Below are 22960 nucleotides of genomic sequence, written 5' to 3' on the forward strand. Positions count from 1 at the left end.
TTTCCCTTTCCGGCGAGTCCGACTCTATCAGATCCTTTCGGGCCTGACTCCCAGTCAGCGGGGCTTGTCTTCCCGGCCGTTGGGCCGTTCCGACGCTCAAACTCTAGCGGATTCTCCCGGCGGCTCATAATCGGGCCGTTCGAAATGAATTCCGGCATGCCGAAATTCTCCCGGTTGGGAGGTCGTGCTGAAGTTTGGTTGCCGCGTGTGCGGCGGGATCGGTTGTCGCAGAACCGTTCCGGCCCCGTGACAACTCGAAGAACTTTACGGAACGGGCGGGGGTGTGTCAACCCCGCCCCGCGCCCCGTTGCCGGGGCCTGCCCAGGTCGTCTCAGTCCAGGTCGGTGAGGCGGCCGCCGGCGTCCGGCTGGGCGTGCTCCACGCGGCGCAGGAGGCGGATCAGGAGTTCGCCCAGGACTCCGCGTTCGTCGCCGGAGAGGTCCTGGAGGAGGTCCTCCTCGAAGTCGGTGGCCATCCGCATCGCCTCCAGCCACTTCGTACGGCCCTCGTCGGTCAGCTCGACGATGACGCGGACCCGGTTGTTCTCGTCGCGGTCCCGGGTGACGAGGCCTTCGCCCGCCATCCGGTCGATGCGGTGGGTCATGGCGGCCGGGGTGAGGCCGAGGCGCTTCGCAAGCTCGCCGGGGCCGAGGCGGTAGGGGGCGCCCGAGAGGACGAGGGTCTTGAGGACCTCCCACTCGGCGTTGCTGATGCCGAGGGCGGCGACCTGTCTCCCGTACGCGACGTTCATGCGGCGGTTCAGGCGGCCCAGCGCGGAGACGACCTGTTCGACCTGGGGGTCGAGGTCGCGGAACTCGCGCTGATAGGCGGCGATCTGTTCGTCGAGGCTCGGCTCGTGGGGGCCGGGCTCCTCGGTGCTCTCAGACATGGCGGGCAGTATGGCACGCCCTCACGCCCCTTGAAGTCCTTCAGGCTGTAGTTTTCACCTTCTAAGTTTAGTGCTAAAGTCTTCGAGTCTGAGTTCGTTCTGGGCTCTGAAACTTCTAGACCTTGAGGTAGGTGAGTGTGACCAGGGAGATGGGCGCAGCGCTGCGGCGGATCCAGCTGGGCAGCGCGCTGAGCGCGTTCGGGCTTGGGTTCACCGTTCCGTATCTGTACGTCTACGTGGCGCAGGTGCGGGATCTGGGCGCCGGTACGGCGGGAGTCGTGCTGGCCGTCTTCGCGATGGCAGCGCTGGCCGTTCTGCCGTTCACCGGGCGGGCCATCGACCGGCGGGGCCCGTTGCCCGTGCTGGTGGTGGCCGCCGGCCTCGCCTCCGTGGGTGCCGCGGCCCTGGGGTACGCGAGCACCGTGCCGGCCGCCGTGCTGTCGGCCGCGCTCCTGGGTGCGGGCACCGCCGTCATGCAGCCCGCCCTGGCCACCATGCTCGTGTGGTGCTCCAGCACCGCCACCCGTACGCGCGCCTTCGCCATGCAGTTCTTCCTCCAGAACCTGGGCCTCGGCCTCGGTGGTCTGGTCGGCGGGCAGCTCGTGGACGTGAACCGTCCGGCCAGCTTCACCCTGCTGTTCCTGATCGAGGCCGTGATGTTCGTGGTCCTCGGCGTCGTCGCGGTGACCGTGCGGATGCCCCGTACGGCTTCCATCGGCGTGGACCGTCCGGGTGACGGCGGCGCGAAGGGCGGGATGCGGGCGCTGCTCTCGCACCGGGCGATGGTCCAGCTGTGCGTGCTGGGGTTCGTGCTGTTCTTCGCCTGCTACGGGCAGTTCGAGTCCGGTCTCGCCGCGTACGGCACCGAGGCCGCCGGAATCCAGCCCTCCACGCTCGGCTTCGCGCTGGCCGCCAACACCGCGGTCATCGTCATCGCGCAGTTCGTCGTCCTGCGGCTCGTGGAGCGGCGGCGGCGCAGCCGGGTCATCGCGGCCGTCGGCCTCATCTGGGCCCTCGCCTGGATCGTGGCCGGGTACGCGGGGCTCGGGCACGGCAGCCAGGCCATGGCGACGGCCGCGTTCATCTCGACGTACGCCCTGTTCGGGCTCGGCGAGGCGATGCTGTCGCCGACCGTGGCGCCGCTGGTCGCCGATCTGGCGCCGGAGTCGATGGTCGGGCAGTACAACTCGGCCTTCGCCCTGTGCAAGCAGCTCGCCCTCGCGGTCGGTCCCGCGGTCGGCGGGCCGATGGGGGCCTCGCTGCACGGCCCGTACATCGTGACGTTCGTGCTGTTCTCGCTGGGCATCACGGTGCTCGCGCTGCGGCTGGGGCGCCGGCTCACCCCCGTACAGGACCAGCCTTTGCTGGCCCCCGCCCCCTCGCGGGTGGTGGCGGTGTCGCTGCCCGAGGGCGGGGAGAGCGGTGCGGAGGCGGCCGACCGGGCTGTGTCGGTCACCGCGCCGACGGCCGCGGCCGCCACCGCCGGTCGCTGAGCCGGGCGGCGGGGCCCCGGCAGAGGGTCAGCGGGGCAGGGCGAACTCGCACCAGACCGCCTTGCCGCCGCCCGGGGTGCGGCGGCTGCCCCAGGAGGTGGCGATCGACGCGATGATCTCGATGCCGCGTCCCGCCTCGTCCGCCGGTTCGGCCTGGCGGCGGCGCGGCAGGTGGTCGTCGCCGTCGGTCACCTCGATGATCAGGCGGCGGTCGGTGCGGCGCAGCCCCAGGCGCATCGGCGGAGTGCCGTGCTGGAGCGAGTTGGCGACCAGCTCGCTGGCGGCGAGCACGCCGAGGTCGCGGAGCTCGACCGGGAAGCGCCACGACGTCAGGACCCCGGTGGCGAAGGCGCGGGCGCGCGGGGTGGCCTCGATTCCGCCGAGCAGGTCGAGCGCGGCGTTGTGGAACAGCTCCGCGCTCGCCCCCGTACGCGCGGGGTGCTGGACCACCAGGACCGCCACGTCGTCGTCGTGCTCGGCGGTCACCCCCAGGGAGCGGATCAGCCGGTCGCAGACCACCTGCGGTGAGCCCTTGGCCCCGGAGAGGGCGCGGGCGAGGGAGGCGACGCCCTCGTCGATGTCCTCGCTACGGCGCTCGACCAGGCCGTCGGTGTAGAGGACGGCGGTGGAGCCGGGCGGCAGCGCGATCGTGCCCGAGGTGTGGATCCAGCCGCCGGTGCCGAGCGGCGGCCCCGTGGGTTCGGCGGCGCGGTGGACCGTGCCGTCGTCGTCGCAGACGAGGATCGGGAGGTGGCCGGCGGAGGCGTAGACGAGCAGCCCCTCGTTCGGGTCGTGGACCGCGTAGACGCAGGTGGCGATCTGGCTGGCGTCGATCTCGGAGGCGAGGACGTCCAGCAGCTGGATCACCTCGTGCGGCGGGAGATCGAGCCGGGCGTAGGCGCGGACCGCCGTCCGGAGCTGGCCCATCACGGCGGCGGCCCGGACGCCCCGGCCCATCACGTCGCCGATCACCAGGGCGGTGCGGCCCGCTCCGAGGGTGATGACGTCGTACCAGTCGCCGCCGACGGCCGCGTCGGTGCCGCCGGGCTGGTAGGTGGCGGCGATCCGGAGGTCGTCGGGCTGTTCCAGCTCCTGCGGGAGCAGGGAGCGCTGGAGGGTGACGGCCGTCTCGCGGTGGCGGCGCTCGCTGGTGCGCAGGCGCTCGGCGGCCTCGGCGTGGTCGGTGACGTCGGCCGCGTAGACGAGGACGCCTCCCTCGCTCCTGCCGTCTCCCTTGCCGTCTTCCCTGCTCCTGCTCTCGCCCTTGCCGGGCTTGTCGTCGGTGGTCTCCCAGGCGGCTACCGGGGTGCACGTCACGGTGTACGAGCTGCCTCCGGCGGTCCTGCGGGACTTGACCGTACGGGCGGTGCCGCTGCGCAGGACCTGGTCCAGCAGGGGCAGCACGCTCAGCTCGGCGAGCTCGGGCAGGGCCTCGGTGGCGGGGGCGCCGGAGGGGCGGGGGCCGAACGCGGCCTCGTACGCGTCGTTGACGTACGCGACACGGTGGTCCGGGCCGTGCAGCAGGGCCACGGCGACGGGGAGCCGGCCGAGGATCTCGCGGGCCGAGAGGTCGTCCAGGGCGGGGCCGGGGACGGCCGGGGCGGGGGCGGATTCGGGTGGTGCCGGGGGCGCGGCGCCGTCGGGCAGGGTGGCGGCGGCCTGCGCCTGGGCGTACTCGGCCCGGGCCGCGGGCACGGGACTGCGGTCGTCCCGCGCGGCGGCTCGGCGCTGCGTTCCGGGAAGGCGGGCGCTCCAACGCGTGAAGTTCACGGAATTTCTGGCCTCGTGTGTCGGTCTGGTCCGCTCGGGCGGGCTGCTTCTTCTGCCGGTTTCTCCGCCGGCGCTTCTACCGGTTCTTCAGCCGGATCATCAGTCGGCTCTTCATCCGGTGTTTCTGCCGGTGTTTCTGCCGGATCTGCCGGTTCTTCTGCAGGGTTCGAAGGCACCGGGGGCCGTACCCCCGGGAAGGCGCAGCCGGGCCTCGTCGTGCTGTTGGTGCGTCGCTGCTGGTCACTTGGTGCGTCACTGTCGGTCACTGCCGGCCGGGTCACTCTGTGCAGGTGTGGGCCCACCTATGGTCACACGTCCAGTGTGACCGACCGTACTGACAGTCGCCGTCCGGCCGCTGTCCTGACGGCGTCCGAACGGCGTACGTGCGGTGGTCCGGCCGTTGGTCCTGCGGTCGGTGCTGCCGTCGGTCCTGCCGCTGCCGGGACCTGCCGCCGCCGGTCCGACCGGCCGTCAGCGCGGTGTCTGCGGTGGCAGGGTGCCCGGCGGGGCTTCCGGCGGGTCCTCCGGCCTCTCGTCGGAGTCGGCGCGGGGCAGGGTGCCGGGGCGTGGTGCGGTGGCCGCGCCGCCGCCACCGGCCGCGAGTTCGAATTCGGCCCGTGGGTGTTCGAGCGAGCCGAGGGAGACGATCTCCCGTTTGAAGAGTCCGGCCAGGGTCCATTCGGCAAGGACGCGCGCCTTCCGGTTGAACGTGGGCACCCGGCTGAGGTGGTACGTGCGGTGCATCAGCCAGGCGGGGTACCCCTTGAGCTTGCGACCGTAGACGTGGGCGACGCCCTTGTGCAGGCCAAGGGAGGCGACCGATCCCGCGTACGCGTGCCGGTACTCCTTCGGAGGGTGGCCCTCGACCGCCGCGAGGACGTTGTCGGCGAGGACCTTCGCCTGGCGGACGGCGTGCTGGGCGTTGGGGGCGGTCTCCGTGCCCGGTTCGGCGGCGGTCAGGTCGGGGACGGCGGCGGCGTCGCCCGCGGCCCAGGCGTGCGGCACGCCCTCGACGCCGAGGGTGGCGGTGCAGCGGAGGCGGCCGCGTTCGGTGAGGGGGAGGTCGGTGGCGGCCAGGAGCGGGGCCGGTCTGACGCCCGCGGTCCAGACGAGCGTGCGGGTGGGGAAGCGGGAGCCGTCGCTCAGGACGGCGACGCGGTCCTCACAGGTGGCGAGGCGGGTTTCGAGGCGTACGTCGACGCCCCGGCCGCGCAGCTCGCCGACGGCGTACCGGCCCATCGCCTCGCCGACCTCGGGGAGGATGCGGTCGGAGGCCTCGACCAGGATCCATCTCAGGTCCGTGGCCTTGATGTTGTGGTAGTACCGCGCCGTGTAGCGGGCCATGTCCTCCAGCTCGGCGAGCGCCTCCACGCCCGCGTAGCCGCCGCCGACGAAGACGAAGGTCAGCGCGGCGTCGCGGATCGCGGGGTCGCGGGTGGCGGACGCGATGTCCATCTGTTCGATGACGTGGTTACGGAGCCCGATGGCTTCCTCGACGGTCTTGAACCCGATGCCGAAGTCGGCGAGGCCGGGCACGGGGAGGGTGCGCGACACGGACCCGGGGGCGATGACGATCTCGTCGTACCCGATCTCCAGGGCGCCGGTGCCGTCCTCCGCCGTGGCCAGGGTGGTGACGGTCGCGGTGCGTTTGGCGTGGTCGATGCGGTCGGCCTCGCCGATGACGATCGTGCAGTGGTTCAGGACGCGGCGCAGCGGTACGACGACATGGCGCGGCGAGATCGAGCCGGCGGCCGCTTCGGGGAGGAACGGCTGGTACGTCATGTACGGCTCGGGCGTGACGACCACGATCTCGGCGTCCCCGCTCCTGAGTCTCTGCTTCAGCTTCCGTTGGAGACGCAGCGCTGTGTACATGCCCACGTAGCCGCCGCCGACGACGAGAATGCGCACACCTGGCCGGGTGCCGGGGGTCGTCCCCCGGGAATCTGGAGCCATCACCACCCCATGACGCAACGGAGTCAGTGGTTTGTCCACAGGCCCGGCAAATTGTGTGACCGGAGGGCCCGGCGGGGCGGCCCCGGCCGGTCGAGCAGGCGGGACGACAGCCGTGCAGGTCAGGCAGGGTGCGGGAGACACCTGGGCGGGAGTCTGCGGGGGATCTGCCCGTTTCTGGCCTGATCGGGGTGCTCACCATACGGAACTACCCCCTTCTGAATTGACGCAGGCTCAACTATGTTCGTATCCCGTCGGGTACCGGGTGCGGATTTCGTTGTGCTCGCTCCCCGACTGACACGGCGGGGAAGTCTCCGGGGGGAGACGTCATAACCGGGGGAAAGTTATGCATATTCAGGATTCGCATGGGCAGTCCGCGCTCTCGCACACGTCCAGGGACCACGGTCGCCTGGGCTCCGTGGGAGCGCTCGGCGTCATGAGCTCGGCCGACGCCGTCCGTTCGGCGGCGGCGGTGAGCGCGGCGGCGATCGGCGCGGCCGTGACAGGCGCGGCCGCGGCAGGGGCGGCTCCGGCCGGTCCTGCCGCGAACGGGCCGACGGGCGCGGTCACGGCCACCTCACCACCTGCGGGCGCTCCGCGTTCGGCTCCGCTGCGCGTCGACGCGCAGCGCAACCTGGAGCACGTGCTGCGGGCCGCGCGTGAGGTGTTCGGTGAGCTGGGGTACGGCGCCCCGATGGAGGACGTGGCTCGCCGCGCCCGGGTCGGGGTCGGCACCGTCTACCGGCGGTTCCCCAGCAAGGACGTGCTGGTGCGGCGGATAGCCGAGGAGGAGACCTCCCGGCTGACCGAGCAGGCGCGTACGGCTCTGGGGCAGGAGGAGGAGCCCTGGTCGGCGCTCTCCCGCTTCCTGCGGACCTCGGTGGCATCGGGGGCGGGCAGGCTGCTGCCGCCGCAGGTGCTGCGGGTCGAGGCCGAGGCGGAGGAGCCGGGTGCGGTGCCGACGCCGGTGCCGGTGCCGGGTTCGGCTCCGGGTGAGGCGGGGGACGAGGCCCGCGTTCCGCAGCAGCGGCAGGGAGTGGCCCAGGCCGACTTCCGCGCCGTCGGGCGGCGGACCGGGGGCGGCGACGGGTTCGACGGGCTCGGTGAGGACTCGGGCGCGGCGGAGCTGCTGGAGGTCGTGGGCCGACTGGTGGACCGGGCCCGGGAGTCGGGTGAGCTGCGCCGGGATGTGACGGTGGCCGATGTGCTGCTGGTCATCGCCACGGCCGCCCCGTCACTGCCGGACGCCGCCCAGCAGGCGGCGGCTTCGACCCGGCTGCTGGACATCCTGCTGGAGGGGCTGCGGTCCCGGCCTGGTGTATGACGGTGGGTGGCGTGGTGGGTGGGCGGCATGTTGTCGTCGTCCCGCCGCGCCGCCGCGCCGCCCAGCCGCCCAGCCGCCCAGCCGCCCAGCCGCCACGAACGGGTGAGCGGGGTCCGGGAGGCGAAACAGCAGGCATCCATTCCCCGAAAGGGTGATCTCCAGTACTCATATTCGAGAAAACGCCCCGGATGAGTGGTTGCCAGGACTGAGGGTCCAACGCGATTGAGCCATGTGGCACTCTTGGCCGGTATTCGGGTCCGAGGGTGTATACGGGGGCTTCCGCGATGAGCGGTAACGAGCAGCAGGAAGAGCCGCTCGACGAGATCGCTGCGGCGGGCGGGGGCACGAAGGCCGGCGGGCTGCCCTCCGGACAGGTGCCGGCCCAGACCGGGCGCGGCGGGTCATCGAACGGCGGCTCGTCGGGCGGCGCCTCGTCGGGCGGCGGACCGTCGGAGGGTGATGCCGAGGGCGGAACGGTCCTGCCCGGTCCGTGGCCCGCCCCTGCCGAGGACGAGGGGCCCGGTGCGTACGCGGTGCCGCCCCAGCGCGAGGGGCGCGTCGGGTCCCCCGACACCGGGCTGTCCGACGCCCAGTTGATCGAGGGCATGCGCGAGGGGGACAACCTCGCCTACGAGGAGCTGTTCCGGCGCCACTCGGGCGCGGTCCGCCGGTACGCCCGTACGTGCTGCCGGGACGGGCACACCGCCGACGACCTGACCGCCGAGGTGTTCGCGCGCACGCTCCAGGCCGTACGGGGCGGGAAGGGGCCGCAGGAGGCCGTCCGGGCCTATCTGATGACCGCCGTCCGCCATGTCGCCGCCGCCTGGACGAAGAGCGCCAAGCGGGAGCAGCTGGTCGACGACTTCGCGGTGTTCGCCGCGCAGGCCTCGCGCACCTCGGAGCTCTCCGACGACGACACCCTCGACCTCGGCGCCGATGTGCTGGCCATGCACGAGGCCGACCAGTCGATGGCGATGGAGGCGTTCCGGAGCCTGCCCGAGCGCTGGCAGGCGGTGCTCTGGCACACCACGGTGGAGGAGGAGTCGCCCAGCGAGATCGCCCCGCTCTTCGGGCTGACCGCCAACGCCACCGCCGTACTGGCCAGTCGGGCCCGTGAAGGGCTCAAGCAGGCGTACCTCCAGGCCCATGTGAGCCAGGCGCTCACGACCGGCGGCGACTGTGCGCAGTACGCCGACCGGCTCGGCGCCTACGCCCGGGGCGGGCTGCGGATGCGAGCCGAGCGCGGGCTGCGCAAGCACCTCGACGAATGTGCGAAGTGCCGGGTGGCAGCGGGCGAGCTGGAGCATGTGAACGCCGGGATTCCGGCGCTGCTGCCGATCGCGGTCATCGGCTGGTTCGCCGCCGGTTACTCGCTCAAGGCAGCGGGTGTCGTGGCGGGCGGAGCCGCCGGGGCGGCCGGGGCGGGAGCCGCAGCGGCGGCCACCGGATCGGGCTCCGCCGGGGCCGCTTCCACAGGCGCCGCGGGCTCCTCCACCGGGTCCGCCGGGGGCGCCGCCGCCTCGGAAGGGCTCGGCGCGCCCGCCAAGGCAGGGATCGCCGCCGCCGTGGCCGTGGCGGCCGCCGCCGGTCTGGTGTGGGCGCTCGTCGGCGACGACCAGCCGAAGCCGGAGCCCAAGCCCGTGGCGAAGCCCCCGGCGGTGGCCCCCGCGCTTCCGTCGCCGGAGCCGCCCGCTCCCGAGCCGCCCGCTGCGGAACCGGAAGCTCCGGCCGCACCCGCCCCCGTACCGCCCGCATCGCCGGAGCCGGAGCCGCCCGCGCCCGATCCGGAGCCCGTACCGACGCGGCCCGAACCGGAGCCGACTCCGCCGAGCGCCGAGCCGACCCCCTCCCCCGAGCCGCCGGAGCCCGCGCCACCCGCGCCGAGCCCGCCGCCGTCCCCGGCTCCCACGCCGACGCCCACACCGAGCCCGAAGCCGCCCCCGCCCGCCCCGACCGTCTACCAGGTCAGCGAGCTCTCGCACTCCGTGTTCGGCGACCACACCGAGCCGGAAGTGGTGACGGGCCAAAGCAGCTGGGTCTGGCAGCGTTCGAACGTGTCGATCGCCGATACGCGGTACGCGCACGGGGTCACCGTGCACGCCCGGTCCTCGGTGACCATCCAGCTGAACCGGCCGTGCACCCGCTACGAGGCGATGGTGGGGGTCGACGACCTGACGATGGGGCTGGGCGCGGTCCGCTTCTCCGTGTTCGACGGGGACGGGACGCGGCTGTGGCGCTCCCCCGTCATGGCGGGCGGCGCCCCCGCCGTGCCGGTCAGCGTCGGGATCACCGGACAGTCGTCGATCCGGCTGGTGGTGGAGCCCGAGGGGCCGCTCGGCGGGGTCGCCCTGGCCGACTGGGCGGAGTCCCGGATCAGCTGTACCTGAGCCATCGGACAGGGGCGGTGCCACGTCACTGCCGGGGACGGTGCCACGTCACTGCCGGGGACGGTGCCACGTCACTGCCGGGGACGGTGCCACGTCACTGCCGGGGACAGTGCCACGTCACGCCCGGAGCGGTGCCACGTCACTGCCGGGGACAGTGCCACGTCACGGCTGGAGCGTGCGCCGGGACGGGGCCACGCCGCCCGCCACCGCGCGCTGGCGCGGCGCCGCCGTACCCGTCCAGCAGGTGCCCCGGCGGGCCAGCAGCCGGCGCAGCCACAGCTCGGTGGAGGCCAGCTCGGCCAGGCCGTCCAGCGGGAGCGGCTCGCCCTCCGAGGCGGCGCGCAGGGCCTTGCGTACGACACGCGCCTCGACCAGCCCCGCGTCGGCGAGGAGCGGTGCGTCGAACAGGGCCATCAGGTCCGGCAGCGCGGTCCGAAGGCCGATACGGGTGACGGCGGTGGAGGTGGCCTGGGAGGGGGCGCCCCAGCCGGGCGGCAGGTCGTGGATGCCCGCCCCGCCCAGCACCCGGCGCAGGATCGCGGCGCGGGCGCCCGGCTGGACCCGCAGCGACTCGGGGAGCGCGCGGGCGGCCCGTACCACCTGGTTGTCCAGGAACGGGGCGTGCAGGCGCTGGCTCCGGATCTCCGCCGCCTGCTCCAGGATGCGGTGGTCGGCGGCGGCGCGGGCGAGAGTGGCGCGGGCGCGGGCCTCGCCGGGGCGCTGTACGGAGGTGGGCCGGATCGCCGCTTCCTGGAGGCGAACCGATACTTCGGCCAGCGCCTCGCCCGTCAGCCAGCGGGCCGCCGGGCCCGGGCGCGACCAGGCGAGGGCGGCGAGCGAGGCGTCGGCGGGGGTGGCGAGGTCGGGGGCGTACCGGTTGGCGTCGGGGAGGAGTCCGGCGGCGGTCTCCAGGCCGGTGCGGTACGACGTACGGGCCAGGCGGCGGGCCGCGCGGTAGAGCGTCAGCGGGACGAACAGGGAGTGCGCCGAGGGGCCTTCGGCCTTGGTGAGGGCGGCGACGGGACGCAGGAGGTGGCGTCTGCGCCGGTCCATCAGGAGGTCGGCGAGGCGGGCCGGGTGGGCGTCCAGGACCTGCCGGGCGCCGTGCCCCACCAGATGGTCGGCGCTGCCCGCGGCGAGGCGGCGGCGGTGGCGTTCGGCGACGACGAGGGAGGGGCCCGGTTCGTCGGTGAGCGCGCCCGTGCCCAACGAGACGTAGGGGAGGGCCTCTTCGCCCGCCGCGACGACCACGTGGTGCAGGCGCGGGTTGGCGGCGATGGCGCGGGCCCGCTCCAGCTCGTCCTCGTGGCCCCGGGTGGTGAGGTCGTTGAAGGTGACGGCGAGCAGCCGCTCCCCCGCCCCGGTGCCGTGGCCGAGGAGGGTGCCGGGCAGTCCGGGCAGCCCGGCGGCGAGCAGGGCGAGGGTGGCGGAGGCGCTGCCTCCGGAGAGGTCGGCTCCGATGCCCGCCACGGGGCCGCCCCGGGCCGCGCGCCGGTCGGCGGGGCCCATGCCGGGGACGGGCCCCGGGTCCTGCGGCAGGGTCTCGGGGGCGTGCCGGGGGGCCGTGAGCCGGGCGCGTACGGCTTCGACGAGCGCGTCGCGTACGCCCTCCACCGCGTGCACCGGGTCGACCTGGGGCGCGGCGACGGCGAGGGAGGCGACGGCCTCGTACCCGGTGATCTCCCGCGAGCCCTCCCGCAGGATCAGCGCGTGGCCCGGCGGGACCCGCTTCACCCCGGCGTACGGGGTGCCGTCGCCGAGCGCCTCCGGCGTCTCCGGGCAGGCGAGCAGGGCGGCGAGGTGGCCGATGTCGAGCTGGGCCTCGATGAGGTCGGCCAGCGGCAGGGCGGCGGTGGCGTAGGCGGTGCCGTTGGCCCACGGGGTGTGGAAGACGGGCCGGGCTCCGGCCAGATCGCCCGCGACGGTGATGCGGCGGCCGATCTGGACGACGGCGGTGTAGCTGCCCGGCCAGGCGGTGAGGTGGCGCATCGCCCCGCCGCGCGCGGCGAGCAGCCCGACGCGCAGTTGCTCGTCGGTGGCCCCGCAGCAGCCGAGGACGGCGAGGCGGGCGGTGGGGGCGCCTTCGGGGGTGGCGACGCCGATGATCCGGATCTCGTCGGGGCGCCAGTCGCCGACCGCCCAGAGCGGATCGGGGTCGCCCCACAGGAGTTGGGAGCCCACGGGGTGGACCGTGCGCCCCTCACCGCTGTTCCCGACCGCGCCGACGGTGCCGAAGCTCGCGGCGATACTGCTCCATCCCACCAACCAACGCATCGCCGCCTCCACAGGCTGTGGACAAGCGGCGCACTGTCATGAACGAACCGCCGCTGCGGGACATGCTGCCACGACAGGGCCGTACGAGAGGGGGTACGGGCGGCGCACGGCGGAAGAGCATGCGCCCCTGGCAAAGGCCCGGCAGCGCTCCCGCCCGTCTCTTCACCTCGGCTCCGGCAACGGAAGCTTCAATTCCGGGAGTTAGGGGTGTCCGGCCGGGGGTGACCCCGCCTCCGGCCGCAGCGGACCGGCGGCGGGCCGGGAAGCGGAAGGAGTGCCACCGCCCGGGAAGAGCGGTGGAAATCCGGCCATAGCCGGACCGTTGGCCAAGTCCTCACCGGACAGTCGTTATTCAGCCATTCTCATGAGGCTCCGCCGCCCGCGCACACCCGTCCGCGCCCCCCCGCGGCGGGCCTCCACGCACAGTCCGGGAGGTGGGCCTCACCTCCCGGACCGGTCCGCCGCCCGCGGGGAATGGAGCGGCGGTATCCCCCAGCCCACTGAGTCCAGTGCAGTGGGCCGACCCACGCGGTACCCAGCCAAGCCCCTGCCGTACGGGCCGGGCCAGAGCGCACGGCCGGGCGCACGGCCACACACCAGGAGCACGCCGCACCCCGGTCCGCACACCCCCGGAGCGCGGAGCCGGCCGCCCGCACGGACAACAATCCCGCCATACGGACCTCTGCCCCTTAACGGTAGGGATGGGGAGAACTACGCTGTGTTTACTGGTGTTCTCGGCAGGGGGCATATTCCTCGGGGCTCGGCCACATGCGTGTGCAGGTGGAGTACGAGGGTTCGAACCTGGGGAGGCATCGGTACGAATGCCGCGCACCGTCCTCGGTGACGCGGCGGCTGTCTGTGTGTCGAGGGGTGGCGCATGTCCAGGGAGCAACGCGGGCCGAACGAGAAGCTCGGCACGGTTCTCGCCCTCGCGGGAATCAGTAACGCCGGGCTCGCCCGGCGGGTCAACGACCTCGGAGCACAGCGCGGTCTGACACTTCGCTACGACAAGACCTCGGTGGCCCGGTGGGTCGCCAAGGGGATGGTGCCGCAGGGTGCGGCACCCCATCTGATCGCGGCGGCGATCGGGGCCAAACTCGGCCGGCCGGTCCCGCTGCACGAGATCGGTCTCGCCGACGCGGACCCCGCGCCGGAGGTCGGCCTCGCCTTCCCCCGGGACGTGGGCGAGGCGGTCAGGTCGGCGACCGAGCTGTACCGGCTGGATCTGGCCGGGCGCCGGGGCGGCGGCGGGATCTGGCAGTCGCTGGCCGGTTCGTTCTCGGTGAGCGCGTACGCGACACCCGCGTCCCGCTGGCTGATAACCCCCGCCGATCCGTCGGTCGCCCGCGATCCGACGGCGGCACAGGCGGCGGTCCTCGGCGCCCGGGGCGGCGGCCAGGACGGTCCCGGCGCGACCGGTCCGCGCGGACCGCAGGGCGCACCGGAGCAGCGGGGCGCACACATCCTGCACACACCTGCGGGCTCCCCGGGCTCCGGCTCCGTGCCCGTACAGCCCGGTCCCGAGTCCGTCGCGGACGCCTCGCCGCTGCGGGTGGGCCACAGCGATGTGATGAAGCTGCGCGAGGCGGCCCAGGACGCCCGGCGCTGGGACTCCAAGTACGGCGGTGGGGACTGGCGTTCCTCCATGGTCCCGGAGTGCTTAAGGGTCGACGCGGCGCCCCTGCTGCTGGGCTCGTACACCGACGAGGTGGGCCGGGCGCTGTTCGGCGCGGCGGCCGAGCTGACCCGGCTGGCGGGGTGGATGGCCTTCGACACCGGCCAGCAGGAGGCCGCCCAGCGCTACTACATCCAGGCCCTGCGCCTCGCCCGCGCCGCCGCCGACGTACCGCTGGGCGGCTATGTCCTGGCCTCGATGTCCCTCCAGGCGACCTACCGCGGCTTCGCCGACGAGGGCGTCGACCTCGCCCAGGCCGCCGTGGAGCGCAACCGGGGCCTCGCCACCGCCCGCACCATGAGCTTCTTCCGGCTGGTGGAGGCCCGCGCCCATGCGAAGGCGGGCGACGCGCCGGCGGCGGGGGCCGCGCTCAAGGGGGCCGAGGGGTGGCTGGAGCGGTCCCGGTCGGGCGACGCCGACCCCTCGTGGCTCGGCTTCTACTCCTACGACCGGTTCGCCGCGGACGCCGCCGAGTGCTACCGGGACCTCAAGGCGCCCCGGCAGGTGCGGCGCTTCACCGAGCAGGCGCTCTCCCGGCCGACCGAGGAGTTCGTCCGCAGCCACGGACTGCGGCTCGTCGTCTCCGCCGTCGCCGAACTGGAGTCGGGCAACCTGGACGCGGCCTGCGCGGCGGGCGCCCGGGCGGTGGAGGTGGCGGGGCGGATCTCCTCGGCGCGCACCACGGAGTACGTACGCGATCTGCTGCACCGACTGGAACCGTACGGGGACGAGCCCCGAGTGGCCGAGCTGCGGGAGCGGGCCCGGCCGCTGCTGGTGACGCAGGTCTGAGGGGGCGGGTCTGGGGGGGCAGGCCTGGGGGGGCAGGCCGGGGGGCAGGTCTGAGGACGCAGGTTGGGGGCGGCGGGTGCGTTTGCGGTGACCAGCGGGTGCGTTCGTTTGCGGGTGACCGGCGGGTGCGTTTCCGGGCGCCCGCCGGTCACCGTGTGCGCCACGCCCTGCCCGGATGGGGTTTGAGCCCGTTGTCAGTGGGTCAGTGCACTATCGGGGTGGGAGGTGGCGTGATGATGACGCACGCGGCGTACGACTGCGATGTGCTGGTGATCGGCGGCGGGATCGTCGGTCTGTCGACCGCGTATGCGATCACCCGGTCCGCTCCGGGCACCCGGGTCACGGTCCTGGAGAAGGAGCGCGGCCCCGCCCGCCACCAGACCGGCCGCAACAGCGGGGTGATCCACAGCGGTATCTACTACCGCCCCGGTTCGCTCAAGGCGCGGTACGCGCTGCGCGGCTCCGCCGAGCTGGCCGACTTCTGCGCCGAGCACGGTATCGCCCACGCCACCACCGGCAAGCTGATCGTCGCCACCGACCGCTCCGAGCTGCCCCGGCTGCACAGCCTGGTCCAGCGCGGCCGCGAGCACGGACTGCCGGTGCGGGAGCTGGGCCCGGCGCAGATCGCGGAGTACGAGCCCGAGGTCCGGGGCCTCGCGGCGATCCGGGTCGGCACCACGGGCGTCTGCGACTTCGCGGCCGTCGCCGCCCGCTTCGCGACGGAGGTGACCGCCGCCGGAGGTGTCGTGCGGTACGGGGCGGAGGTCACCGCCATGGACCGGCGCCCCTGGGGCGTGGCCGTGCGGACGGCGGACGGCCTGGTGGTCCGGGCCAGGACCCTGGTCAACTGCGCGGGGCTGCACTGCGACCGGGTGGCCCGGCTCGCGGGCGACGACCCGGGGGTGCGGATCGTGCCGTTCCGGGGCGAGTACTACGAGCTGGCCCGCCCCGAGCTGGTGCGCGGCCTGGTCTACCCGGTGCCGGACCCGGCCTTCCCCTTCCTCGGCGTCCACCTGACCCGGGGGTTCGACGGTTCCGTCCACGTGGGGCCGAACGCGGTGCCCGCCCTGGCCCGCGAGGGGTACGGCTGGCCGGTGGTACGCCCCGCCGAACTGCTGTCCACGCTGAGCTGGCCGGGCACCTGGAGCATCGCCCGCAAGCACTGGCGGTACGGGGCGGGCGAGGTGCACCGCTCGCTCTCGAAGTCCGCCTTCACCCGGGCTGTGCGGAGGCTGCTGCCGGGGGTGCGGGAGGAGGACCTGCGCCCGTCGCCCGCCGGGGTGCGGGCCCAGGCGGTGCTGAAGGACGGCACGCTGGTCGACGACTTCCTGATCCGCGAGGCCCCGCACACCGTGCATGTGCTCAACGCCCCCTCGCCCGCCGCGACGGCGTCCCTGCCGATCGGGCGGGAGGTGGCGCGGCGGGCGCTGCGCCGGGCTCAGGAGACGGGGTGGAAGCCGCCCGCCGTAGAATCGGGGCATTGTGTCTGAGCAGCCCCTGAACCCCACCCCTGTCCCGGCGCCCGAAGCCGGGGCGGCCGAAGCGCCGGCCGATGTCCCCGCCGCGACCGGCTCGACGGCGGCCGACGTCCTGGCCGGACCGACGGCCACGGACGCCGTGGATCCCACGGACGCCACGGATGCCATGGATGCCATGGATCCCACGGATGCCAAGGTCGACTCCACCGCCGCCGACCTCACGGCCGACGAAGCCGCCGCGCTGCGGGCCGCCTCCTTCGAGCGCGCGCGCCGGCTGCGCCAGGAGCCCCGCTTCCCCGGCGGCCCCGCCGCCGACCCGGCCGGCTCGCACCACGAGCGCCGGATCCGCAGCTTCCAGCCGCGCCGCAGCCGGGTCACCACCGGCCAGCAGGAGGCCCTGGAGCGGCTGTGGCCCACGTGGGGCCTGGACATCGACGGCAAGCGCGTCCTGGATCTGGGCGAGCTCTTCGACGGCCTCCCGGTCGTCCTGGAGATCGGCTTCGGCATGGGCGAGGCCACCGCGCAGATGGCGGCCGACGACCCGGGCACCGGCATCCTCGCCGTCGACGTCCACACCCCCGGCCAGGGCAACCTGCTCGGCCTCGCGGACAAGGCGGGCTCGACCAACGTACGGGTGGCCAACGGCGACGCGGTGATCCTCCTCCGCGAGATGCTGGCCCCCGCCTCGCTCGACGGCCTGCGGGTCTACTTCCCCGACCCGTGGCCCAAGGCCCGGCACCACAAGCGGCGGCTGATCCAGCCGGAGTTCCTGGACCTGGTGGCCCCGGTGCTCAAGCCCGGCGCGATCGTCCACTGCGCGACGGACTGGGAGCCGTACGCGGAGCAGATGCTGGAGGTGCTGACCGCGCACCCCCGCTTCGAGAACACGGCGGCGGACGGCGGATACGCCCCGCGCCCGTCGTTCCGGCCGCTCACCCGCTTCGAGGGCCAGGGCCTGGACAAGGGCCACGTCGTCCACGACCTGCTGTTCGCCCGCGTCTGACCCGCACAGGCCAGGACCACATCCCAGCCACTCCTGACCCCCCACTTCCTGGCCGCTCCCGGCCACTCCTGGGCCGGTCCTGGGCCGGTCCTGGGCTGGTCCCGGCCACTCCTGGGCTGGTCCTGGCTGGGGTCTTCGCCTCTCCTGGCCGGATGCACCGTCGTCGTTTGTCAGTGCTCCTCGTTAGGGTCAAGGGGTGTCCGACGGTTCCGTGCAGTACCAGCAGCGGCAGCCGGCGGTCCCGGTCCTCCACGAGCAGCGGCTCGACGAGGTGCTGGGCGCCGTGCCGGAGCGCGGCCGGTGGAAGTACCGGCCGCGCCACGTCGGCATGGTGTGGCGCAGCAAGGTGTTCCGCGCCGGGGCCGTGATCGTGGCGCTCGCCCTGTGCGGGCTGGTGATCCTCGCCCTGGTCCGGGAGCAGACGGGCCCGGAGGGGTTCCTCGTCGGCCTCGGCCTCGCGGTGCTTCCGGTGCCGCTCCTGATGGCGGCCTTCCGCTGGCTCGACCGGGTCGAACCGGGCCCCTGGCGGAACCTGATCTTCTCCTTCGCCTGGGGAGCGTGCGCCGCCGCGCTCGTCTCGATCATCGCGAACTCGCTCGCGATGCGGTGGATAGCCACCGCCACCGCCGACCCGGCGAGCGCCGACGCCCTGGGCGCGACCGTGATCGCGCCGGTCGTGGAGGAGAGCGCCAAGGCGCTCTCGATCCTGCTGATCTTCATCTTCCGGAGACGGGAGTTCCGGGGCGTGGTCGACGGCATCGTGATCGCCGGCTTCACCGCCACGGGCTTCGCCTTCACCGAGAACATCCTCTACCTGGGCAACGCCTTCGGCGAGGACCAGCAGGTGGGTGGTTCGGGCATCGCCGCCACGACGGTGGGGACGTTCTTCGTACGGATCGTGCTGTCGCCGTTCGCGCATCCGCTGTTCACGGTCCTCACCGGCCTCGGCTTCGGCTTCGCGGTCATCAGCGCCCGCCACCACCGGGTCCGCCGGATCGCCCTGCCGCTGCTCGGCCTGCTGCTCGCGATGGGCCTGCACGCCCTGTGGAACGGTTCGGCGGTCTTCGGCGGGCTCGGCTTCTACGCGGTGTACGCGGCGGTGATGGTCCCGGTGTTCGGGCTGCTGACCTGGCTGGCGATCTGGTCGCGCCAACGGGAGCTGCGCACACTGGCCGCCGAGCTGCCCGCGTACGCCACGGCCGGCTGGCTGACCCCGGCCGAACCCCTGGCGCTGGCCTCGATGCGGGCCCGGGGCGTGGCCCGTGACCTGGCCCGCCACTGGCACGGTCAGCAGGACCGGGCCCGGGGCCGGGCGGCGGCGCGCACGGTCGCCGAGTACGAGTCGTTCGCGACCTCCCTGGCGGGCCTGCGCCGCCGCGCCCGCCACGACGCGGTGGGCCCGGACTTCGCCGAACGCGAGCGCGAACTGCTGCACCACCTCTGGCAACGCCGCGACATCGCGGCCCCGGCCCTCACCCAGGCCGCCCGCCTCACAGGCAGACCCCCGCGCCCGCACCCGTACCCCCGCCCCCCGATGCCGTACGGGCACGGCCAGGGATACGGGTACGGACAGAGCCAGGCATACGGCTACGGCTACGGCTACGGACAGAGTCCCGCCCCCGGATACGGCCACGCGCAGAGTCACGGCCCCGGATACGGCTATGGCTACGGCGCCCAGCCCCCGCCCCAGTACCCGTACGGCCACACCCCCTCCGGCTGGCACAGCAGCGGCACCCCCGCACCGACCACCCACCGGCAGCCGCCGCAGTAGCCCTCAGCACAGGGGACTGTTCCGTACCGCCTTCCTGAAGGCAGCGAACAGCTCCTCATGGGCCGCACGTGCTCAGCGCCGGACATCTCGTCCGAGCGGTCGAGACTGCCGAACTGAAGAAGCGTCGGCCGACCGGAGCACTTGACCGCTCCGCCCAGGCTTCACAGGGAGGTCGACGGAAGACCGGCTCAGGCCGACGCCTCCGTGAGGAGGGTCCGCTCCGCCTCCGTCAGCTCCAGGTCCGCCACGGCCAGCAGGGCCGGAAGCTGTTCGACCGTGCGGGCCGAGGCGATCGGGGCCGCGACCGTCGGGCGGGCCGCGAGCCAGGCGAGGGCGACCGTGGCGATCTCGGCGTCCCGCTCCGTGGCGACCTTGTCGAGGGCGGCGAGGACCTTGCGGCCGCGCTCCGACTCCAGGTGCTCGCCCGCCTTGGCCGAGCGGGCGCTCTCCACCGTCGTACCGGGGCGGTACTTGCCGGTGAGGAAGCCGGCGGCCAGCGCGAAGTACGGGACGGCGGCGAGTCCGGCGCGGGCGGCGGTCTCCTGGAGGGGGCCCTCGTAGGTGTGCCGGGAGACCAGGTTGTAGTGCGGCTGGAGCGCGATGTACCGGGCCAGCCCCTCGCGTTCGGAGAAGTCCAGGGAGGCCTGGAGGCGCTCGGGGCTGATGTTGGAGGCGGCGATCTGGCGGACCTTGCCGTCCTTCACCAGCTGGTCGAGGGCGGTGATGATCTCCTCGACCGGGACGGTCTCGTCGTCGAAGTGCGTGTAGTAGAGGTCGATGTGGTCGGTACCGAGCCGGCGCAGCGACTGCTCGGCCGCGCCCTTGATGGTGGCGGCGGAGAGCCCCTTGTAGTCGGGGTGGGCACCGACCTTGGTGGCCACGACGATGTCGGAGCGGTTGGAGCGCGAGGCGAGCCACTTGCCGATGACGGTCTCCGACTCGCCGCCGTGGTTGCCCTCGATCCAGGCGGTGTAGGCGTCGGCGGTGTCGATGAAGTTGCCGCCGGCGGCGACGTACGCGTCCAGGACGGCGAAGGACTGGTCCTCGTCCGCCGTCCAGCCGAAGACGTTGCCGCCGAGGGAGAGGGGGAAGACCTGGAGGTCGGAGCTGCCGAGCGGGCGCAGAGAAGTCATGTGGGTGTTCAACGGCGGTGGCGGATCCCGGTATTCCACCCGCTCGCCCGTACACGCCCGCGCGCGCGACGCAGGCACTCGCAACGCGCCCGCACAGACCGGCAGCCCTGACGTCGGGGGGTGAGCGTCAGGGCTGCCGGGGTTCTGGGTGGTGCCGAGGCTTCTGGGTGGCACCGGGGGTTCTGGGTGGTACCAGGGTTCTGGGTGGTACCGGGGTTTCTCTCCGGTACGACGACGAACGACGTACCGGGGTCTCAGACGTTGAGGCCCTTGCTGTTCAGCCAGGCGATCGGGTCCATGGCCGAGCCGCCCGCGGTGCGGACCTCCAGGTGGAGGTGGACGCCGGTCACGTTGCCGGTCGCGCCCATGCGGCCGATGGTGTCACCGGTGCTGACCTTCTGGCCGACCGAGACGTCGATCGAGGACTGGTGCGCGTACCAGATCTCCGTACCGTCCTCCAGCTGGAGGACCGTTCGGTAGCCGTACGAACCGGACCAGCCGGCCGACGTGATCGTGCCGCTGTGCACGGCCTTGAGCGGCGAACCGGCCGCCCCGGCGAAGTCCGTGCCGGTGTGCTGGCCGGACGACCACATCGCGCCGGACTGGCCGTAGGTCGAGGTGATCGTGTACCCGGAGGCGGGCAGGGTGAAGCTGGCGCGGAGCTTGGCGAGGCGTTCTTCCTCGGCCTTCTTCGCCGCCGCTTCCTCCGCCGCCTTCTTCTCGGCGGCGGCCTTGGCCTTGGCTTCGGCCTCCGCCTCGTCCTGCTGCTTCTTCGCGTCGGCGGCGGCCTTCTCCGCGGCCGCCTTCTCCTCGGCGGCCTTGGCCTCCGCGTCAGCGCTGGCCTGCTGCTGTTCGGCCTGCTGGAGGATCCGGGCGCGCAGGGCCTCGCCCGCGTCGGTCGTGCCCTCCTCGGCCTCGGCGGCCGTGAGGCTCACGGCCGTGAGCGGCGCGGCGACCGGCGCGGCCTCCGCGGGCTCCTCGGACATGAAGGCCCCGACACCGGGAAGGGACTTGGCGTCGGGGAGGTTGTCCACGATGGAATCGGGAAGGGAGATGGAGACCGGCGGCTTGCTCTGGGCGGTGGCCATGCCACCCGCACCGACGGCCGCTATGACGCCGACCCCGAGGACGGTGGAGCTACGGGCGAGGCCTCGCTGCTTGGCCACGCGGTGCTTGCCGCGCACGGGACGGATGGACTCCGCGGTGGGGTTCCATTCCTCCCACGTCCGCTCCGGGCCACCGAGACCGTCGGCAGTGAAGGGTGACGGGGCCTCAGGGGCAGGGTTGTTGGACGCCACGTGGGCGCACTCCTTTCCTTCCTTCTCGCCTACCGGGTTAGCTGACGGGTTCGGAGCAGGAAGGTCTCCTACGGGCCCCTCCGCCTCTCACGAGACGCAGGCGTCCGATTCACCCCATGTAGGTGGTTCCCCGGTTCCCTTGCGGGATTCGGCGCTCGCGCACGGCGCCGTCTCTGACGACGGCTGGGACGACCGCGCTGCGTTATCGAACGTTAATAGACAGGCGGGCCCGATTCCAAGCTGTTCCTGTTGATCATTAACGGCTTCGACGGGGATTTACCACCCACAAGCGGCCCGAATCGGACGACTTGACGACCCCTCGCCCACACCTCTTTTTCTGATGGTGTGTCAACTGTTATGCGGAGTGGTGCTCATCGGTCACGCACCGTGTCATCGCCCCGGCCGACGATCTTGACCGTCGTCCGCCGCGGCGGCTGCCCCTCCGCCGGCCGGCTCACCGCGAGCAGCGCCATGTCGTCCGTGGACCGGCCTCCGGTGTGCAGCCGTACGTCGTCGGTGAGCGCCGAGAGCAGTTCCTCGGGGCCGGGGAAGATCCGGCCGCGCAGCCGGGCCGCCGGATCGTAGAAGGCCCCGTTCGCGTCCCGCGCCTCGGAGAGGCCGTCCGTGAAGGCGAGCAGCGTCGACCCCGGGGGCATCTCCCACTCGTCGGACCGGTCGGGCCACACCCCGAGGTCCATCCCCAGCGGCATCGCGGGCACACTCGGCGCGAGGACCTCCAGGGCCCCGTCCGCGTACAGCAGGATCGGCTCGGGGTGGCCTCGGTTGACGAGCCGCAGCGAGGCCGAACCCGGCGGGATCTCGGCCAGTACGGCGGTGATGAACCCCTCCATGGCGTCCAGCCCGTACCGCCGCGTCCCCTCCCGTGCCAGCGCCCGCTCCAGCCGCTGCGCCACGCCCTCCAGGGACCGCTCCTGCTCGGCGGCCTCCCGGAACGCGCCGATGATCACCGCCACCGCCTCCACGGCGTCCAGCCCCTTGCCGCGTACGTCCCCGACGACCAGGCGTACGCCGTACGGGGTGTCCGCCACCGCGAACAGGTCCCCGCCGACGAACTCGTCCGCCTGCGCCGCCTCGTACCGCGCGGCCACCTGGAGCCCGCCGATCCGCTCCGCCGGGGTCGGCAGCACGGCCCGCATGGCGGTCTCCGCGATGACCCGGGCCGAGGCCAGCTGCTCGTTGCTGCGGCGTACGACCCCGTTGATGACGAGGGCCAGGGCCGCGGCGGTGAGCACGGTGATCATCTCGATGACCGGGACGACCTCGGTGGACGTACCGTCGGAGAGCCGCATCGCGATGACGGAGAGGACCGAGGCCACGCCCGTACGGATGGTGCTGGCGAGCGAGAAGAAGGGCGCGGCGATCAGCGGCGCGGCCACGAACAGGGGGACGGCGGTGAAGTTGGGCGGGGCGATCGAGTCGAAGAGGAGCCCGCCGCCGATCAGCAGCACCGGCAACAGCCGGACGAACCGCCGGGTCCCGCGGCTCTGCGCCACCACCGGCTTCCCCCGCCCGGTGGCCCCGGACTTCCCCCACCCGGCGGACCCGGACTTCCCCGGCCCCGCGGACCCGGACTTCCCCGGCCCGGCAGAACCGGACTTCCCGCGCCCCATGGCCCCGGACATGCCGCGCCCCGGGACGCCGAAGCTTCCCGTCACGCGTCCGCGCCCCTTCTCCGCCATCCCCACCTGTGCACTCCTGCCCGGTC

14 protein-coding genes and 1 riboswitch are annotated in these 22960 nt (G+C 73.4%); of the genes, 7 read left to right on the top strand and 7 right to left on the bottom strand.

What is annotated here, in order from left to right; translation table 11 throughout:
* Positions 1-331: 331 nt before the first annotated feature.
* Entirely contained in the window at positions 332-889 is a 558-nt protein-coding gene (locus ACFW9Z_RS25355) for a MarR family winged helix-turn-helix transcriptional regulator (RefSeq protein ID WP_384644745.1), read from the bottom strand.
* Between the two features lie 149 nt (positions 890-1038).
* Between ACFW9Z_RS25355 and ACFW9Z_RS25360 the strand changes: the two genes are divergently transcribed.
* Complete coding sequence (locus ACFW9Z_RS25360) at positions 1039-2382, top strand: MFS transporter (RefSeq protein ID WP_384644969.1); 1344 nt, start codon at positions 1039-1041, stop codon at positions 2380-2382.
* A 27-nt stretch (positions 2383-2409) separates the two neighbouring features.
* Here the strand turns inward: ACFW9Z_RS25360 and ACFW9Z_RS25365 are convergent, their stop codons facing one another.
* Both ACFW9Z_RS25365 and ACFW9Z_RS25370 read right to left on the bottom strand, forming a co-directional pair.
* Complete coding sequence (locus tag ACFW9Z_RS25365; RefSeq protein ID WP_384644747.1) at positions 2410-4152, bottom strand: SpoIIE family protein phosphatase; 1743 nt, start codon at positions 4150-4152, stop codon at positions 2410-2412.
* Between the two features lie 471 nt (positions 4153-4623).
* Entirely contained in the window at positions 4624-6105 is a 1482-nt protein-coding gene (locus ACFW9Z_RS25370) for an NAD(P)/FAD-dependent oxidoreductase (RefSeq protein ID WP_384644749.1), read from the bottom strand.
* A gap of 343 nt (positions 6106-6448) precedes the next feature.
* On the opposite strand from ACFW9Z_RS25370, the gene ACFW9Z_RS25375 reads away from it, so the two are divergent.
* On the top strand, positions 6449-7426 hold the full coding sequence (locus tag ACFW9Z_RS25375; RefSeq protein WP_384644751.1) for a TetR/AcrR family transcriptional regulator: 978 nt from the start codon (positions 6449-6451) through the stop codon (positions 7424-7426).
* Between the two features lie 284 nt (positions 7427-7710).
* Entirely contained in the window at positions 7711-9813 is a 2103-nt protein-coding gene (locus ACFW9Z_RS25380; protein WP_384644753.1) for a sigma-70 family RNA polymerase sigma factor, read from the top strand.
* A 162-nt stretch (positions 9814-9975) separates the two neighbouring features.
* On the opposite strand, the gene ACFW9Z_RS25385 is transcribed toward ACFW9Z_RS25380, so the two are convergent.
* A complete protein-coding gene (locus tag ACFW9Z_RS25385) occupies positions 9976-12087 on the bottom strand; it encodes an asparagine synthase-related protein (RefSeq protein WP_384644754.1) in 2112 nt (703 codons plus the stop codon).
* 877 nt (positions 12088-12964) lie between these two features.
* Between ACFW9Z_RS25385 and ACFW9Z_RS25390 the strand changes: the two genes are divergently transcribed.
* The 4 genes from ACFW9Z_RS25390 (at position 12965) to ACFW9Z_RS25405 (ending at position 18803) form a co-directional block, all read left to right on the top strand.
* Positions 12965-14551 (top strand): sporulation protein, encoded by a 1587-nt coding sequence (locus ACFW9Z_RS25390; protein WP_384644755.1) that lies wholly within the window; start codon positions 12965-12967, stop codon positions 14549-14551.
* Between the two features lie 233 nt (positions 14552-14784).
* A complete protein-coding gene (lhgO, locus tag ACFW9Z_RS25395) occupies positions 14785-16041 on the top strand; it encodes an L-2-hydroxyglutarate oxidase (protein ID WP_384644758.1) in 1257 nt (418 codons plus the stop codon).
* The gene (gene trmB, locus ACFW9Z_RS25400) at positions 16034-17032 is read left to right on the top strand and encodes a tRNA (guanosine(46)-N7)-methyltransferase TrmB (protein WP_384644760.1); all 999 of its coding nucleotides are present in this window, start codon (positions 16034-16036) and stop codon (positions 17030-17032) included. Before lhgO ends, trmB begins: the two co-directional genes overlap by 8 nt.
* A 196-nt stretch (positions 17033-17228) precedes the next feature.
* Complete coding sequence (locus tag ACFW9Z_RS25405; RefSeq protein ID WP_384644762.1) at positions 17229-18803, top strand: PrsW family intramembrane metalloprotease; 1575 nt, start codon at positions 17229-17231, stop codon at positions 18801-18803.
* A 188-nt stretch (positions 18804-18991) separates the two neighbouring features.
* Here the strand turns inward: ACFW9Z_RS25405 and ACFW9Z_RS25410 are convergent, their stop codons facing one another.
* From ACFW9Z_RS25410 to ACFW9Z_RS25420, 3 genes are all read right to left on the bottom strand, one after another.
* Entirely contained in the window at positions 18992-19936 is a 945-nt protein-coding gene (locus ACFW9Z_RS25410) for an aldo/keto reductase (RefSeq protein WP_384644764.1), read from the bottom strand.
* A 254-nt stretch (positions 19937-20190) separates the two neighbouring features.
* Positions 20191-21234 carry a M23 family metallopeptidase gene (locus ACFW9Z_RS25415; RefSeq protein WP_384644766.1) on the bottom strand — a complete coding sequence of 348 codons (1044 nt, stop codon included), beginning with the start codon at positions 21232-21234 and terminating at the stop codon, positions 20191-20193.
* 11 nt (positions 21235-21245) lie between these two features.
* A riboswitch (cyclic di-AMP (ydaO/yuaA leader) is annotated at positions 21246-21398 on the bottom strand.
* 207 nt (positions 21399-21605) lie between these two features.
* Positions 21606-22934: a PP2C family protein-serine/threonine phosphatase gene (locus ACFW9Z_RS25420; protein WP_384644971.1), complete on the bottom strand. Its 1329-nt coding sequence runs from the start codon at positions 22932-22934 to the stop codon at positions 21606-21608.
* Between the last annotated feature and the right edge of the window lie 26 nt (positions 22935-22960).

The organism is Streptomyces sp. NPDC059452 (genome assembly GCF_042750035.1).
In the GTDB taxonomy this organism is placed as follows: Bacteria; Actinomycetota; Actinomycetes; order Streptomycetales; family Streptomycetaceae; genus Streptomyces.

Bases quoted from the DNA above. Each gene is read 5' to 3' on its own strand.
- ACFW9Z_RS25355 (WP_384644745.1), bottom strand. From the start codon at position 889: ATGTCTGAGAGCACCGAGGAGCCCGGCCCCCACGAGCCGAGCCTCGAC.
- ACFW9Z_RS25360 (WP_384644969.1), top strand. From the start codon at position 1,039: ATGGGCGCAGCGCTGCGGCGGATCCAGCTGGGCAGCGCGCTGAGCGCG.
- ACFW9Z_RS25370 (WP_384644749.1), bottom strand. From the start codon at position 6,105: ATGGCTCCAGATTCCCGGGGGACGACCCCCGGCACCCGGCCAGGTGTG.
- ACFW9Z_RS25375 (WP_384644751.1), top strand. From the start codon at position 6,449: ATGCATATTCAGGATTCGCATGGGCAGTCCGCGCTCTCGCACACGTCC.
- ACFW9Z_RS25380 (WP_384644753.1), top strand. From the start codon at position 7,711: ATGAGCGGTAACGAGCAGCAGGAAGAGCCGCTCGACGAGATCGCTGCG.
- ACFW9Z_RS25385 (WP_384644754.1), bottom strand. From the start codon at position 12,087: ATGCGTTGGTTGGTGGGATGGAGCAGTATCGCCGCGAGCTTCGGCACC.
- ACFW9Z_RS25390 (WP_384644755.1), top strand. From the start codon at position 12,965: ATGTCCAGGGAGCAACGCGGGCCGAACGAGAAGCTCGGCACGGTTCTC.
- lhgO (WP_384644758.1), top strand. From the start codon at position 14,785: ATGATGACGCACGCGGCGTACGACTGCGATGTGCTGGTGATCGGCGGC.
- ACFW9Z_RS25410 (WP_384644764.1), bottom strand. From the start codon at position 19,936: ATGACTTCTCTGCGCCCGCTCGGCAGCTCCGACCTCCAGGTCTTCCCC.
- ACFW9Z_RS25420 (WP_384644971.1), bottom strand. From the start codon at position 22,934: ATGGCGGAGAAGGGGCGCGGACGCGTGACGGGAAGCTTCGGCGTCCCG.